The organism is Staphylococcus sp. HMSC62A08 (genome assembly GCF_001839105.1).
Taxonomy (GTDB): domain Bacteria; phylum Bacillota; class Bacilli; order Staphylococcales; family Staphylococcaceae; genus Staphylococcus; species Staphylococcus caprae.
This window is the reverse complement of the sequence record NZ_KV840037.1, coordinates 58,704-72,070: the sequence shown is the minus strand read 5'-3', so window position 1 is coordinate 72,070 and position 13,367 is coordinate 58,704. Positions and strand designations below refer to the sequence as shown.

The 13,367-nt window shown below is 34.0% G+C and carries 16 protein-coding genes, 2 pseudogenes and 1 riboswitch; of the genes and pseudogenes, 4 read left to right on the top strand and 14 right to left on the bottom strand.

Features of this window, described 5'->3' with window-relative positions; genetic code table 11:
• Nucleotides 1–172: 172 nt before the first annotated feature.
• Nucleotides 173–1,384, top strand: a complete 1,212-nt coding sequence (locus HMPREF3264_RS05975) for an FtsW/RodA/SpoVE family cell cycle protein (protein ID WP_070872430.1) — start codon at nt 173–175, stop codon at nt 1,382–1,384.
• Nucleotides 1,385–1,440: 56 nt separating this feature from the next.
• Here HMPREF3264_RS05975 and HMPREF3264_RS12625 read toward each other — a convergent pair whose 3' ends face one another.
• The 3 genes from HMPREF3264_RS12625 to csoR all read right to left on the bottom strand — a co-directional run bounded on the left by HMPREF3264_RS12625 (nt 1,441) and on the right by csoR (nt 2,227).
• Nucleotides 1,441–1,578, bottom strand: a complete 138-nt coding sequence (locus tag HMPREF3264_RS12625) for an Lmo0850 family protein (RefSeq protein WP_002445543.1) — start codon at nt 1,576–1,578, stop codon at nt 1,441–1,443.
• A 135-nt stretch (nt 1,579–1,713) separates the two neighbouring features.
• A complete protein-coding gene (locus HMPREF3264_RS05970) occupies nt 1,714–1,920 on the bottom strand; it encodes a putative copper chaperone CsoZ (protein WP_002445544.1) in 207 nt (68 codons plus the stop codon).
• A 13-nt stretch (nt 1,921–1,933) separates the two neighbouring features.
• Nucleotides 1,934–2,227 carry a copper-sensing transcriptional repressor CsoR gene (gene csoR, locus HMPREF3264_RS05965; RefSeq protein ID WP_037541856.1) on the bottom strand — a complete coding sequence of 98 codons (294 nt, stop codon included), beginning with the start codon at nt 2,225–2,227 and terminating at the stop codon, nt 1,934–1,936.
• A gap of 171 nt (nt 2,228–2,398) precedes the next feature.
• Here csoR and cls point away from each other — a divergent pair.
• Nucleotides 2,399–3,882, top strand: a pseudogene (gene cls, locus HMPREF3264_RS05960) (cardiolipin synthase).
• Between the two features lie 59 nt (nt 3,883–3,941).
• Nucleotides 3,942–4,592 carry an HD domain-containing protein gene (locus HMPREF3264_RS05955; protein WP_070872427.1) on the top strand — a complete coding sequence of 217 codons (651 nt, stop codon included), beginning with the start codon at nt 3,942–3,944 and terminating at the stop codon, nt 4,590–4,592.
• A gap of 66 nt (nt 4,593–4,658) precedes the next feature.
• On the opposite strand, the gene yidC is transcribed toward HMPREF3264_RS05955, so the two are convergent.
• The 7 genes from yidC to HMPREF3264_RS05920 form a co-directional block, all read right to left on the bottom strand.
• Entirely contained in the window at nt 4,659–5,528 is an 870-nt protein-coding gene (gene yidC, locus HMPREF3264_RS05950) for a membrane protein insertase YidC (protein WP_044466357.1), read from the bottom strand.
• Between the two features lie 88 nt (nt 5,529–5,616).
• Nucleotides 5,617–6,255, bottom strand: coding sequence for a thiamine phosphate synthase (gene thiE, locus HMPREF3264_RS05945; RefSeq protein WP_070872425.1), 639 nt, complete (start codon nt 6,253–6,255; stop codon nt 5,617–5,619).
• Nucleotides 6,256–7,050: a hydroxyethylthiazole kinase gene (gene thiM / locus HMPREF3264_RS05940; protein ID WP_070872422.1), complete on the bottom strand. Its 795-nt coding sequence runs from the start codon at nt 7,048–7,050 to the stop codon at nt 6,256–6,258.
• Nucleotides 7,043–7,864: a bifunctional hydroxymethylpyrimidine kinase/phosphomethylpyrimidine kinase gene (thiD, locus tag HMPREF3264_RS05935; RefSeq protein WP_070830010.1), complete on the bottom strand. Its 822-nt coding sequence runs from the start codon at nt 7,862–7,864 to the stop codon at nt 7,043–7,045. Before thiD ends, thiM begins: the two co-directional genes overlap by 8 nt.
• Nucleotides 7,857–8,546 (bottom strand): thiaminase II, encoded by a 690-nt coding sequence (tenA, locus tag HMPREF3264_RS05930; protein ID WP_070872420.1) that lies wholly within the window; start codon nt 8,544–8,546, stop codon nt 7,857–7,859. The genes thiD and tenA overlap by 8 nt, the downstream gene beginning before the upstream one ends.
• A 76-nt stretch (nt 8,547–8,622) precedes the next feature.
• Nucleotides 8,623–8,721: riboswitch (TPP riboswitch) on the bottom strand.
• 124 nt (nt 8,722–8,845) lie between these two features.
• Nucleotides 8,846–9,568: a transglycosylase family protein gene (locus tag HMPREF3264_RS05925; RefSeq protein ID WP_070872418.1), complete on the bottom strand. Its 723-nt coding sequence runs from the start codon at nt 9,566–9,568 to the stop codon at nt 8,846–8,848.
• A gap of 391 nt (nt 9,569–9,959) precedes the next feature.
• On the bottom strand, nt 9,960–10,355 hold the full coding sequence (locus tag HMPREF3264_RS05920; protein ID WP_070872415.1) for a single-stranded DNA-binding protein: 396 nt from the start codon (nt 10,353–10,355) through the stop codon (nt 9,960–9,962).
• A 192-nt stretch (nt 10,356–10,547) separates the two neighbouring features.
• Between HMPREF3264_RS05920 and HMPREF3264_RS05915 the strand changes: the two genes are divergently transcribed.
• A complete protein-coding gene (locus HMPREF3264_RS05915; protein WP_037541858.1) occupies nt 10,548–10,991 on the top strand; it encodes a YwpF-like family protein in 444 nt (147 codons plus the stop codon).
• 56 nt (nt 10,992–11,047) lie between these two features.
• Here HMPREF3264_RS05915 and fabZ read toward each other — a convergent pair whose 3' ends face one another.
• The 4 genes and pseudogenes from fabZ to HMPREF3264_RS12620 form a co-directional block, all read right to left on the bottom strand.
• Nucleotides 11,048–11,485 carry a 3-hydroxyacyl-ACP dehydratase FabZ gene (gene fabZ / locus HMPREF3264_RS05910; RefSeq protein WP_002445561.1) on the bottom strand — a complete coding sequence of 146 codons (438 nt, stop codon included), beginning with the start codon at nt 11,483–11,485 and terminating at the stop codon, nt 11,048–11,050.
• A gap of 41 nt (nt 11,486–11,526) precedes the next feature.
• Nucleotides 11,527–12,792: a UDP-N-acetylglucosamine 1-carboxyvinyltransferase gene (murA, locus tag HMPREF3264_RS05905; RefSeq protein WP_044466358.1), complete on the bottom strand. Its 1,266-nt coding sequence runs from the start codon at nt 12,790–12,792 to the stop codon at nt 11,527–11,529.
• Nucleotides 12,793–12,901: 109 nt separating this feature from the next.
• Nucleotides 12,902–13,135 carry a DUF1146 family protein gene (locus HMPREF3264_RS05900; RefSeq protein WP_037541859.1) on the bottom strand — a complete coding sequence of 78 codons (234 nt, stop codon included), beginning with the start codon at nt 13,133–13,135 and terminating at the stop codon, nt 12,902–12,904.
• A gap of 149 nt (nt 13,136–13,284) precedes the next feature.
• Nucleotides 13,285–13,367: pseudogene (locus HMPREF3264_RS12620) on the bottom strand (ATP synthase delta/epsilon chain alpha-helix domain-containing protein); the annotation flags it as partial.

Sequence of the window (13,367 nt, the reverse complement as noted above, 5' to 3'; positions counted from 1 at the left end):
GTTCTTGACGTCTTGATATTCTAGCAAATTTAAAAAAAGTCATGTAAAATCAATATAGAATATTTATTTAGACGATAAATCTACATTCTGATTTGACTAACGAATGAATGACATACAACATTGATCATTTTTAGAAAATATTAATACACACATGATTATAAAGGAGTAAGCAATGAATTATTCATCTCGTCAACAACCAAGCAAACATTGGTTTCGTAAAGTCGACTGGGTATTAGTACTGATTATCACAGTGTTAGCAATGATTAGCGTTACACTGATTAGTTCTGCGATGGGTGGCGGACAATACAGTGCAAACTTCAGTATTAGACAAGTTATTTACTACATTTTTGGAGCCATCATGGCTTTCTTAATCATGATTATTTCTCCAAAAAAGATTAAAAACAATACATATCTATTATATTTTATTTTCTGTATCCTATTGATTGGGTTACTTATCTTACCTGAAACGGCCATTACACCAGTAATTAACGGTGCAAAAAGTTGGTATAGTTTTGGTCCAATTAGTATCCAACCTTCAGAATTTATGAAAATTATTTTAATTCTAGCATTAGCCAAAACGATTTCTAAACATAATCAATTCACTTTCAACAAATCTTTCCAATCAGATTTGATGTTATTCTTAAAAATTATTGGTGTGTCTATCTTTCCTACCGCTTTAATTTTATTACAAAATGACTTAGGTACTACCCTTGTGATTTGTGCAATTATTGCAGGTGTGTTGTTAGTCAGTGGTATTACTTGGAGAATTCTTGCACCATTATTTATTGCTGCATTTGTCGGTGGCGCTAGTATTATTTTGGCTATCATTTTCAAACCAACATTAATCGAGAGTATATTAGGCATTAAGATGTATCAAATGGGTCGTATCAATTCATGGTTAGATCCTTACTCATATAGTAGTGGTGATGGTTACCATTTAACTGAGTCTCTCAAGGCAATTGGTTCTGGGCAGCTATTAGGAAAAGGCTACAATCACGGTGAAGTTTACATTCCTGAAAATCATACTGACTTTATATTCTCAGTAGTTGGTGAGGAAATGGGATTCATTGGTTCTGTGGTGCTTATTCTTATTTTCTTATTTTTAGTTTTCCATTTAATTAGGCTGGCTAGTAGAATTAATAGTCAATATAATAAAGTATTTATTATTGGCTATGTGTCACTCATTGTCTTCCATGTATTACAAAATATTGGTATGACTGTTCAATTACTTCCGATTACTGGTATTCCTTTACCATTTATTAGTTACGGTGGTAGTTCATTATGGAGTTTAATGACTGGTATTGGTGTTGTACTCTCTATTTATTACCATGAACCTCAACGCTATCAGGAGCCTGAAATACCAGATACAACTAAAGCAGCATAAACATTTGAGCACATAAAAAGCACTCACGAATTGTGAGTGCTTTTTATATCAACAAATTATTTTAACTCATGACTTACTTTATTAGATGTAGGTAAGGTATTAATAATATCTAAACGAGATTTAGTTTTTTTAATATTTACACCTAATGATGATAATAATTTGACTACGTTTTGAATCTTATCTGGATTCTTCACTATAATCACCTCGTTTGGATTGACTTCAAGGTTATCATACCCTAATTCTGACTACTTTACTACATCATTTGTAAAATTTTTAAAAATATTTCTAAATAAAGAAAAATATCATTCAGAAATAAGTTGGACAACATTTTAATATAATATTCGATAACCTGAATCATATACCTCTTTTTCGATACTATTTAAATTCGCAGGCGTATCAAACTCGACTTTTATTTCTCCTACTTTACTATCAATTGCCACATTATAAACGCCAATCATGTTTTGTAAACGTTCCATTAGCATATTTTCTTGTTCAGTCGTTTCGACACCTGAAACATAGATGATTTCATTTTTCACTGTATATCCCTCGTTAATCTTTAATTAATTTTTGAAAGGTAACTAATAATTCTTCCATTGCTTCTTCTTGTGCACCATTGTTCACTTTGTTCATGATACAACTTTTCATATGATGATCGAGTAACTTGGTTGCTACACTATTGAGTGCTGAACGTGTTGCTCTTATTTGAGTTAAAACATCATCACAATAAACGTCGTCTTCAATCATGCGATTAATTGCTCTAACTTGCCCTTCTATTCGGTTTAAACGTGATTTTAAATTTGCTTTTGTTTGATCTGAATGATGTGCTTTTTCATTTTCAGTCACAAGCGTCACCTCGTTTCTCTACTCTTCATCATGGTATTATTCGATATTGATGAAGTCAATTGTTTAATTCCTTTTCAACGTAAAAACCGACTATGATATTCAACATTCTTCATGCTATAATTGAATAGTTAAAAAATAAATAATGTATGGCAAATGCAAAGGAGGCACCCCATGTTAGAAGTCTTTACTATGGCGCTTCACCATTCAAACATTATTATGAATGTTATATTGATTGGCGCTTTCTTGCTGAATTTAATTTTCGCATTTATTATCATTTTCATGGAGAGACGAACAGCAAATTCCATATGGGCTTGGTTACTTGTACTCGTATTTCTCCCATTAATCGGCTTTATTTTATATTTATTGTTAGGTCGTCAAATTCAACGAGACCAAATTTTCAAATTGAATAAAGAAGATAAAATCGGATTGGAAATGATTGTGGATGAACAACTAGAGGCGCTTAAAAAACAAGATTTCTCTAAAGGCAACCATCAAATTGTTAAATTCAAAGAAATGGTTCAAATGTTGTTATATAACAACGCAGCCTTTTTAACTACAGATAATGATTTGACGGTTTATACGGATGGTCAACAAAATTTGATGATTTAATTCAAGATATACGTCATGCTCAAGACTATATACATATTCAGTATTATATCTTTCATAGTGATGGTCTTGGAAAGCAGATACTTTCCGAACTAGAGAAGAAAGCTGAAGAAGGTATTGAGGTCAAAATGCTCTTTGACGATATGGGTTCAAGAGACTTACGTAAAAAAGATTTGAAACGTTTCCGTGCTAAAGGCGGACATGCCGAATCCTTCTTCCCTTCTAAATTACCGCTTATTAATTTAAGAATGAACAATAGAAATCATAGAAAGATTGTGGTTATAGACGGTAAAATTGGCTACGTCGGTGGCTTCAATGTTGGTGATGAATACTTAGGTAAATCGAAGAAATTTGGTTACTGGAGAGATACGCATTTACGTATTGAAGGCGATGCTGTCAACGCATTACAATTACGCTTTATTCTAGATTGGAACTCTCAATCCACACGTGACAATTTAACTTATGAAGAGCGTTATTTCCCTGATGTAGATTCTGGAGGTACAATCGGTATTCAAATCGCCTCTAGTGGACCTGATGAAGACTGGGAACAAATCAAATACGGTTATCTAAAAATGATCTCTTCAGCCAAAGAATCTATTTATATTCAATCGCCATATTTTATTCCAGACCAAGCCTTTCTGGATTCCATTAAAATTGCTGCTTTAGGCGGCGTAGAAGTCAATATTATGATACCTAGTATACCTGATCACCCGTTTGTGTATTGGGCCACATTGAAAAATGTTGCGTCATTACTAGAAGCTGGTGTTAAAGTGTATCATTATGACAACGGCTTCCTACATTCTAAGACGTTAGTCATTGACGACGAACTTGCGAGTGTGGGTACCGCTAACATGGATAATCGAAGCTTTACACTCAATTTCGAAGTCAATGCCTTTATATATGATGAAGGCGTGGCACGTTCTCTTAAACAAGCATTTATTAACGACATGAAAGTCTCTTATAGACTTACAAAAGAGAATTACGAACAACGTAGTACTTGGGTCAAATTTAAAGAAGGTATTTCTCAATTACTTTCACCAATTTTATAACTTTCAACTGTGAGGTTCGGGAATGTCCTGAACCTCACATTCTATTAAGGAGCCTTTTTATGGAAAATGAATTAAAAGTTAAATACGCACGTGATTATATGAAAAACGCACATAAAGATGATTACACGGGTCATGATGTTGCGCATGTGGAACGTGTATATGCGCTAGCGTTACATATTGCATACAATGAGGGATATACGGACACGCTCATCATCGAACCTGCAGCACTTCTTCATGATACGGTAGATAACAAAATTACTGATGAAAAGCTAGCCTACTCGAAATTAGTATCATTCTTGAAATCTATAGAGCTTACTGACGAAGAAATTAAACATATCCTCCATATCATTCAACATATGAGTTATAGAGGCGGAAAGAATAATAACATAGAGATGTCTATCGATGGAAAAATTGTAAGAGATGCAGATCGTCTCGACGCATTAGGTGCCATTGGTATTGCACGAACATTTCAATTTGCAGGACATTTTGGAGAGCCTATGTGGACTGAAATGAATATGCCTTTCGAATCAATTCAAATGAATGAAATTGATAAATATGATGCTTCAGCTATTAAACATTTTTACGAAAAATTATTAAAACTTAAAGATTTAATGCATACCTCAACTGGAAAGCAACTTGCAGAAGAACGGCATACATTTATGATTCAATTCTTAAAACAATTTTTAAATGAATGGAATTTCAAAGAGTGATTTGGACTATCATTTTCAAAACTAAAAAACCAGCAAATCCTATCGTGATTTGCTGGTTTTTATACTTTATTTTTTATTATTTTTAGAGACTACTTGCGTATTTTTACCTTTCTTTTTAGAAGGGTTATGTTCTTTTTCATATTGTTCAATGAAAGGTTGAACTTCTTTTTTAGCAAGTTTAGAGTAATACACGTTTGCAAAGTGCGTTTGTATTACTAAGAATAAGGCACTGACTGACCAATATAAGCCAAGTGCTGATGATGCTTGTAATGAAATCCAAATAATCATGATTGGAGAAACAATCATCATCATGTATCCCATTTGACGTTGTTCTTGAGGCATTGTTTTACTTGAAACATATGCTTGAATAAAGTAAAGAACACCGGCAATAATTGTAATCCAAATATCTGGTTTAGTTAAATTAAACCATAAGAAATGAGGATGTGCAGAAAGACCACTCACAAGTTTATCTTTCAATACGAAGTATAATCCCATAATGATTGGCATTTGAATCAACATAGGTAAACAACCTAGCATGCTCTTCATAGGGTTCATATCATATTTTTTATAAACTTCCATTAATTCTTGGTTTGCGGCCATTTTTTCTTCTTGTGTGCGTGCACGTTTAACCTTTTCTTGAATGCCATCAACTTCAGGTTTTGCGACTTTCATTTTTTCACGCATCATGTGACTATTTTTATAGTTTGATAACATGAATGGTAACAAGATTAAACGAATTACTAGAACTAAGATAATAATTGCTAGTCCATAGTCATTATTAAATACATCATTTCCTAACCATTGTAAGAGATGTTTCATTGGTTGAACGAATGTATTAAAGAAGAATCCGTCCTGCTTTTCAGGTTTGGAGTAGTCACACCCAGCTAGAAAAACCATTATCCCTAAAAACAAAGGTAGTAACGCTTTTTTCTTCATTTTTCCACCTCTATTGTAATATTCACATAGGATTCATTTTATCATACTCGTACTGTAGTAGAAAACAAAAAGTGGAAATTTAACTAGATTATTTAAAGTAACTCAGAAAATGCTTAACAGTCTTGTCAATATTATCACTTCTAGAAATAGCAGAAATCACTGAAATACCATCTGCATCAGCTTCAGCTATCGAAGCAACATTTGATTCATTAATGCCTCCGATAGCTACAATTGGAAAGTCATCCAGATATTCTCTTAGTTTTTTAATCATTGATGGTCTAACAGGTTCGCTAGCGTCATCTTTAGAAGGCGTCGCATACATAGGACCCACACCAATATAATTAACTTGAGATAGATCTGAATGTTGGTACTCATCTAGGTTACCAACACTTAATCCAATGATTTTATTTTTAAATTCTGTGGCAAATGCTTTTACCGCTTCATCGTCTTGTCCCACATGAATACCATCTGCTTCGATCTCCTTAGCTAACGCCACATCGTCGTTAACAATAAATGGGACTTGGTATGTTTGGCAAAGTGATTTTAATTTTAAGGCTAGTTGCTTTTTATCCTCGCCTTTTAAAGCAGTAGGGCCTTTTTCTCGAAACTGATACAAAGTGATGCCAGCTTGTAATGCCTCTTCTAATACTTGTTCAATTGTTCTACCTTCAGGTATATCTTGTGTACCACAAATAAAATATACTTGTAATTGTTTTGGATTAAACATTTATGACTGAACCTCTTCTTTATTTACATATTTTTCAAATGTTGCATAATCTAAATTGTATAATTGATCCAATAGCTCAGGTAAGAATGAACCTGGTCCACGTACATGCTTTTCTTTTTCAGCAAGTTCAGCTGCGATGTTATAAATACTTACCGCTTCAATTAAAGCCTCTATTGATGGTTGCGTATTTCTAAATAAGAAACTAGCGACAATGCCACCTAATAAACAGCCCGCTCCAGTAATATTAGCTAATAGAGGTGAGCCATTAGTAAGCTTCACTATCTGATGATCTTGAACAATCACGTCTTCTTTGCCAGTAATGACAACTGCTGCATCCAAACTTTCAGATGCCTTCTTAGCAATATCAATTGGATCAAGCGAATTATCGCTGTCTGTGCCTTTCATAGTCGTTTGCGAATCTATCAGTGTTAAAATTTCAGACGCGTTACCTTTAATCACCGTGACATCTATTTGTTCCAAGAATCGCTTACAAAATTGCTTACGATACGTAGATGCACCTACTGCAACTGGGTCAAAGACAATAGGTGTTCCTTGATCATTAGCAATTTTACCAATACTCATAATATCTTCTTCATTTTCATGAGTAAGCGTTCCAATATTAATTACGAGTGCACTTGCAACTTGATAGAATTCCTCTGCCTCTTCAGGTGCTTCACTCATCGCAGGACTTGCGCCTAAACTAAGTAAACCGTTCGCCGTGAAATTTTTAACCACATCATTCGTATAACATACAATAAGTGGATTTTCGGAACGTAAACGCTCTAAATTATTCATCATCCAAACCTACTTTCTTTAAATATGCAAAGTGATTAACAGGTCCTCTTCCTTTACCAATTTCAGGTGTGTGCTCAATACTCATGGAAATAAATGCTTTAGCTTTTTTCACTGCTTCGTAAATCGAGCGACCTTTAGCAAGTTCTGCTGTTATCACTGCTGAAAATGTACACCCTGTTCCGTGCGTGTGTTTCGTATCGAAACGTTTATTTTCAAACGTATACACATCGTCTTTAGTAAATAAGAAATCTTTCGCATTATTCAAGTCTGCAGAGTGTCCACCTTTAATCACGACACCTTTACTACCAATTTCATTAATAAAAATGTCGCCAGCTTTACGTATGCTTTCTTCAGTATCAATCTTTAAACCAGTGATTTCTTCAGCTTCAGGGATATTAGGTGTTACCACATCTGCTAAAGGTAAAAGCGTAGATTGTAAATGTGATTTTGTGTCATCATCCATCAACGAATCTCCACTTTTAGCTAACATCACAGGGTCTATAACATATGGAATGTCAGAATATCTTTCCAAATAAGTTTGAATAAGTTCCATTGTTTCCTTGGTCGCAATCATTCCTGTTTTAATTGCATGAGGTAACTCATCATCAAATACGCTTTCTAATTGTTCTTTCACCCAGCTTGTTTCGAGATTGTGAATATGTTGGACGCCTAGTGTGTTTTGAGCGACGATACTTGTAATCGCTGCCATTCCGTACACACCACATGAATGAAATGATTTTAAATCAGCCATAACACCCGCGCCACCTGTAGGATCTGTTCCTGCGATGGTTAATGCAATTTTAGGTTTATTCATGTTTTTCTCCTCCGAAATTCCATTTTTCATCAATATAAGCCATATTAAAGAAGTTACGTTCATGAATGGTACTTTGTAAGAAAATTTCTTTAATTTCTTCTTTTTGTGCTTTTGTGCATTCTTCTGTTAAACGATCCATTAATTGGTCGAATACTTCTACAAGTGGATCCATTTCAGTACTGTAGAAATCGAACCATTTTGCTGTAATTGAGTCTCTATTGAGGGCTGGATCTTTGATTGCACGTTTTGCTACCACTGCATATACGTATGGACAAGGCGCCATCGCTGCTATTGTATATGCTGCATTTTCATGTGCGTAAGCATTGTAGTACATGTGTTTTATATAATGGTCTCCACTAGGTGGCCAAACCTTTTCTTTAACAATTTCATTGTAAGGTTCATTGATATAGTCTGCTAATACTTCATGTGCTTCAACTTCACCTTCTAGCATAAATTCTATTTGCTCTACTAAAAATTTAACATCCTCCATTGTAGGCACTTTAGGTACAAGTAAAGCGTAAAGATTACTAAATTCCTTCAAATAAGACGCATCTGCTCTTAAGTATTGACGGACTGCCTGTTTAGATAGTGTTCCTGCGAGTAAATCTTGAATAAAACCATCATTATAAATATCTTCAATAATTGGTTGTGCTGCTTCCCTTAATTCTTTTGAAAATGTCATTCGTATGCCTCCTTGGATAATAAAAAAACTACTTTCCAACAATGAAAAGTAGCATGATCAAGGCAAAAAGATGCTTATTTGATTATGACTACTTTCCTACGTTGGTACTAACCAAATCAGGTTATAAGGGTCTGAATCACTTCATCTCAGCCAAATGGCTCCCCTAGTAGTTATATTGGTGTATTTCATATATCACATTATCAAACGAATACCTGTAAATCAATCAAATGGGCTGTAAAACATGAAAAAAACCACCTTCTCATTGAGAGAAGATGGTTAATTGGGCTCATAAACTTAAATTATGCAGTTACCCATTGGTTAGCGCCTGCAGTGTTGTATAATTTAACTGCTGCAGCATCTTGTACGCTTTCTGGAGCGTTAGCTGGTGATTGACCTTTATATTGACTTGGAGCTACTGAATCCCAAGTTGATTGTAAGAATTGATATTTACCAGCTGCGCCTGAAGATGGGTTGATTGCATGAATGTCGCCACCTGATTCACGTTGAGCAATTTGTTGTAAATGAGAATTTACATTTACTGATGAACCACTTGATGCTTTACTACTTGAAGTGTTGTTAGATGGTGCACTGTAAGAAGTAGTTGCTTTAGCTTGTGGTTGTTGAGTTTGCTCAGTTTGTGGAGCAGCTGTTTGCTCAGGTTGAGCTTGGTTAGATTGTTGTTGTGCACTTACTTGTTCAGCTGAAGTTGGGTTATTTGAAGCTGAAGCTTGTTCGCTTACATCTTGTTGTGGAGTTGCTTGACCAGTTTGTGCATAGTTCCAGCTCCAGTTATTACCATCTGATTCGAAGTGGTAAGTGAAGCCATTATAATCGAATGTTACGTTATAAGCTCCTTCTTGGATAGGGCTTTCGTTTAATGATTGATCATTTGATTGTGCTTTTTGTGCTAATTCTGCTTTATCTACGTTAGTAGCTTCGCTTGCATGAGCGTCATGACCAGCGTTACCTGCTACTACGCCTACTCCTACTGCTAATGATGATGCAATTAATGTTTTTTTCATTATTAAAAATCCTCCTAAAAGTGATTTGTTTTCTTAACTAATTTACAAATACCACTCTAACATCTGAAAATACGGTGTAGGTTACAGTGAAATAAAAAAAACCGTTACTTTTTTACACTCGAATTACACTAAAAATTAATTATAAATAGAATTAAAATTCTACTCAAAACTGTCATGACAGTTTTGAATTTGTCTCGGTTGCAAAATATATCTGTAATATAAATGAAATCTGTCAGATAATTGTATGTATGTTGGGGCTAAAAATAAGGATTTATAAAAGCGACCTATTCTTTAATATTGGCCGATTAAAGTAGGTCGCTTGAGTATAATTGAAAGAAAAGGATAATTTAAGTTTTATTAAAATAAGATGGAGTTTAGGGGGAGTTAATTATTATATATTGATAGTTTCAAATTCGTCTGAGTGATAAGTGTCTTCGTCAAATTGATTTTGAGAGAGAATTTCGTTACTTTTTGTTTTAGGAGACATGAATTTAATCGTTTCTACATATAGTTCGGTTACAAAATGTGTTTGCCCTTCTTTTTCATATTTTCTTGAACGCATTTGTCCAGTTATCCCTACTAAAGTACCTTGACTGGTATATTTTTCAATATTCGTAGCTGTTTTACCAAATGCCTTACACAGTAAATAGTCGCTCGAAACTTCATTATTTTCGTCTTTGTAATTTCTTTCTGTTGCTACACAAAACGTTGCAACTCTACTATCCTCCTTTTCATATATTTGGGCGTCTTTAGTTAACCTACCAACAATTACTATTTTATTTAACATGTGTCACCTCCTTCTTGTAATACATCTTAATTGAGGAGGGATCATTTGGTCAAAGTGACAAATATCCCTAAAACGTTAGCTATTTGTAGTATATTTTTGATATATTTAAAGAAAATAATGATTAAATAAGTTCAACACTGCTTGTAATTTAATTTATTGTATATTTAAAAAAAACAAATGGGATGTGAAATAATGAAGACATTTAAGGCAGTACGATTTCAGATTGTAAATGAAAATGGTGGCGTTTCAGAATATGAAATCGAGGATGGCGTTATTATAAATAAAGAAGGAAGTGGCACAGGCTGGCTACTTGAAATCGTTATTTCAAATGAACACTATGAAACATTTCAAACTTATATGAAAGACCAAAAGTTATTAGATATTAGAGTAGTTATAACAAGACCGGCTAATGATCCTGCACTCTTTGATGCCACTGTCAAAAACGTTGCGAAATTTAAGAAAACAATGTCAGTTGTGTTTGAATGTCATATTTATACTTTAAGACAGGTGTACGCAGAAAGCCTATTAGAAGAGTTAGTTGACGAAGGATTAACAGGAGAAGAACTTAAAAAAACCTTTAACCGAATGATGCAATCTAAACCAAAATTAAAAGATGAAAAATTTGAAAGAAATTAAAATACGGGTTCCTATCGCAAAATAATAGGAACCCGTTTCGTTATATATTGAATTAATTATGCATCTTGAATAGCAAATGTAAGTTCACAACTACATGCTAATTGACCATCCACTGTAGCTTTGGCAGTACCTTTACCAATAGGACCTTTAATCTTAGTAATTTCTACTTCTAACATTAATGTGTCACCAGGTGTGACTTGCTTCTTAAAGCGACATTTGTCTATTCCAGCGAATAGTGCGATCTTACCTTTATTCTCTTCATTATTTAACATTGCTACAGCACCAGTTTGAGCTAATGCTTCAGTAATTAGTACTCCTGGCATTACTGCATAATCAGGAAAATGCCCTTGGAAAAATGGTTCGTTACCAGAAACTTGTTTTAACCCTACACATCTCTTACCTTCTTCGTATTCAACTACTCTATCAATCAATAAGAATGGCTGTCTATGTGGGATAATTTGTTTAATTTGATTATAGTCAAAAATTGTTTCCATTATGTTAAACCTCCGAAACTTGAAACTTTGTTGTATTCATTTTAATCATTGACACGTTGGATATCTGCACCAAGATCTTTTAATTTACCATGTAAATTGACATAGCCTCTGTCTAGATGTTTAAGTTCAGTCACTTGTGTCGTACCATCTGCTACTAAGCCAGCTAAGATTAATGCTGCTGCAGCTCTTAAATCAGTTGCTTTAACTTGTGCCCCTTGTAATTGACTTTTACCTTCAATTTTGGCACTTCTTCCTTCAACATTAATATTTGCATTCATTCTTCTAAATTCAGCTACATGCATGAATCTATTTTCGAAGACTGTTTCAGTAATAACTTTATGGCCATTTGCAGTTAGTAATAAAGCCATCATTTGTGATTGCATATCTGTTGGGAACCCTGGATGAGGTAATGTTTTAACGTCAACAGGATTTAAATCACCTTCTGCAGAAACACGAATGCCATCTTCTTTATAATCTAAATTGACGCCCATTTCTTCTAATTTATAAACTAGGCTCGCCATATGTTCTTTAATCGCGCCACGTACAAAGATGTCTCCTCTTGTAATGGCACCTGCAATTAAAAGTGTACCTGCTTCAATTCTGTCAGGAATAATTGAATGTTCGACACCATGTAACTTTTCAACACCATGAATCGTAATGGTATCTGTTCCTGCGCCTGTAATTTTACCGCCCATTTCATTAATGTAGTTAGCTAAATCGACAATTTCAGGTTCTTTAGCTGCATTCTCTATAATGGACTTTCCAGATGCTAATGACGCTGCCATAATAATATTCTGAGTAGCACCTACACTTGGGAAATCTAAATGAATTTGTGTACCTTTTAATCCGTTTTTGGCGTTTGCATAGATATTACCATTTTCTAAGTGAATCTCAGCACCTAGTGCTTCGAACCCTTTAATATGTTGTTCAATCGGTCTACTTCCAATTGCGCATCCTCCTGGTAGTGCTACAATTGCATGACCAAGTCTTGCTAACAATGGTCCCATTACTAGAATACTCGCTCTCATTTTACTCACGTATTCATATGGCGCTTCCTCATTTAGCTTTTTAGTTGCATCAACAGTCACAGCATTTTCTTCTTTATGATAAGAAACATCTGCGTTAAGTGTTGATAGAACATTATTAATCGTTTCTACATCGCTTAAAGCTGGAACATTAACAAGTTTACTTTCACCCTCTGAAGCTAGTAAAGAAGCTGTTAAAACTGGTAATACCGCATTTTTTGCTCCTTCAACTTTTACTTCACCTGTTAATCGATTTCCACCTTTGATTACTATTTTATCCATCTTTAATCCTCCACTTATAACTCCTATTACTTCTTCATTTCCCTGATTATTTATTTAATATTCATTCTATAATTATATCCATTATTCAATATAAATAACAGTTTTAGAATTACTTTAATAAATATTTAACTTGAGTTGAATATTGTAATAAATCAACAATAAAATTACTTACTGAAGTTCCTAATAAAATCGCTACGAATATCATACAGACTTGCACTTGTAATGCATAACCTTTTTTGAAAAATTGGTCTAATCTAATAGAGTTTAAAGCCCAATAAGCTATGCAAATACATATGACGTGTAAGAAAAGATGTACAATTGCAAATTGACTCAGATAATCCATATTAAACTCCTTCGCAAGATTACTGTATAACATTGTACACGAAATAACGTGATAAAGATACTTTAATAAATTAGTAAATAAAGATGAATGGTATTAGAATTTAAAAAAGGTTCGAAAGCGTTGCTCACGCCATCGAACCTTTTTGATTATTATTTAAACTCAGCCACACGTAAACGGTTGTTAGCACGTTCTAACGCTCTTTTGGCTCTATTAATGTCACTATTATCATCAT

Coding starts and splice junctions, on each gene's coding strand:
- yidC (WP_044466357.1), bottom strand. CDS start 5,528: ATGAAGAAAAAAGCGTTACTACCTTTGTTTTTAGGGATAATGGTTTTT.
- HMPREF3264_RS05915 (WP_037541858.1), top strand. CDS start 10,548: ATGAAGACATTTAAGGCAGTACGATTTCAGATTGTAAATGAAAATGGT.
- fabZ (WP_002445561.1), bottom strand. CDS start 11,485: ATGGAAACAATTTTTGACTATAATCAAATTAAACAAATTATCCCACAT.
- murA (WP_044466358.1), bottom strand. CDS start 12,792: ATGGATAAAATAGTAATCAAAGGTGGAAATCGATTAACAGGTGAAGTA.
- HMPREF3264_RS05975 (WP_070872430.1), top strand. CDS start 173: ATGAATTATTCATCTCGTCAACAACCAAGCAAACATTGGTTTCGTAAA.
- tenA (WP_070872420.1), bottom strand. CDS start 8,546: ATGACATTTTCAAAAGAATTAAGGGAAGCAGCACAACCAATTATTGAA.
- thiD (WP_070830010.1), bottom strand. CDS start 7,864: ATGAATAAACCTAAAATTGCATTAACCATCGCAGGAACAGATCCTACA.
- HMPREF3264_RS05925 (WP_070872418.1), bottom strand. CDS start 9,568: ATGAAAAAAACATTAATTGCATCATCATTAGCAGTAGGAGTAGGCGTA.
- HMPREF3264_RS05920 (WP_070872415.1), bottom strand. CDS start 10,355: ATGTTAAATAAAATAGTAATTGTTGGTAGGTTAACTAAAGACGCCCAA.
- thiE (WP_070872425.1), bottom strand. CDS start 6,255: ATGTTTAATCCAAAACAATTACAAGTATATTTTATTTGTGGTACACAA.
- thiM (WP_070872422.1), bottom strand. CDS start 7,050: ATGAATAATTTAGAGCGTTTACGTTCCGAAAATCCACTTATTGTATGT.
- HMPREF3264_RS05900 (WP_037541859.1), bottom strand. CDS start 13,135: ATGGATTATCTGAGTCAATTTGCAATTGTACATCTTTTCTTACACGTC.
- HMPREF3264_RS05955 (WP_070872427.1), top strand. CDS start 3,942: ATGGAAAATGAATTAAAAGTTAAATACGCACGTGATTATATGAAAAAC.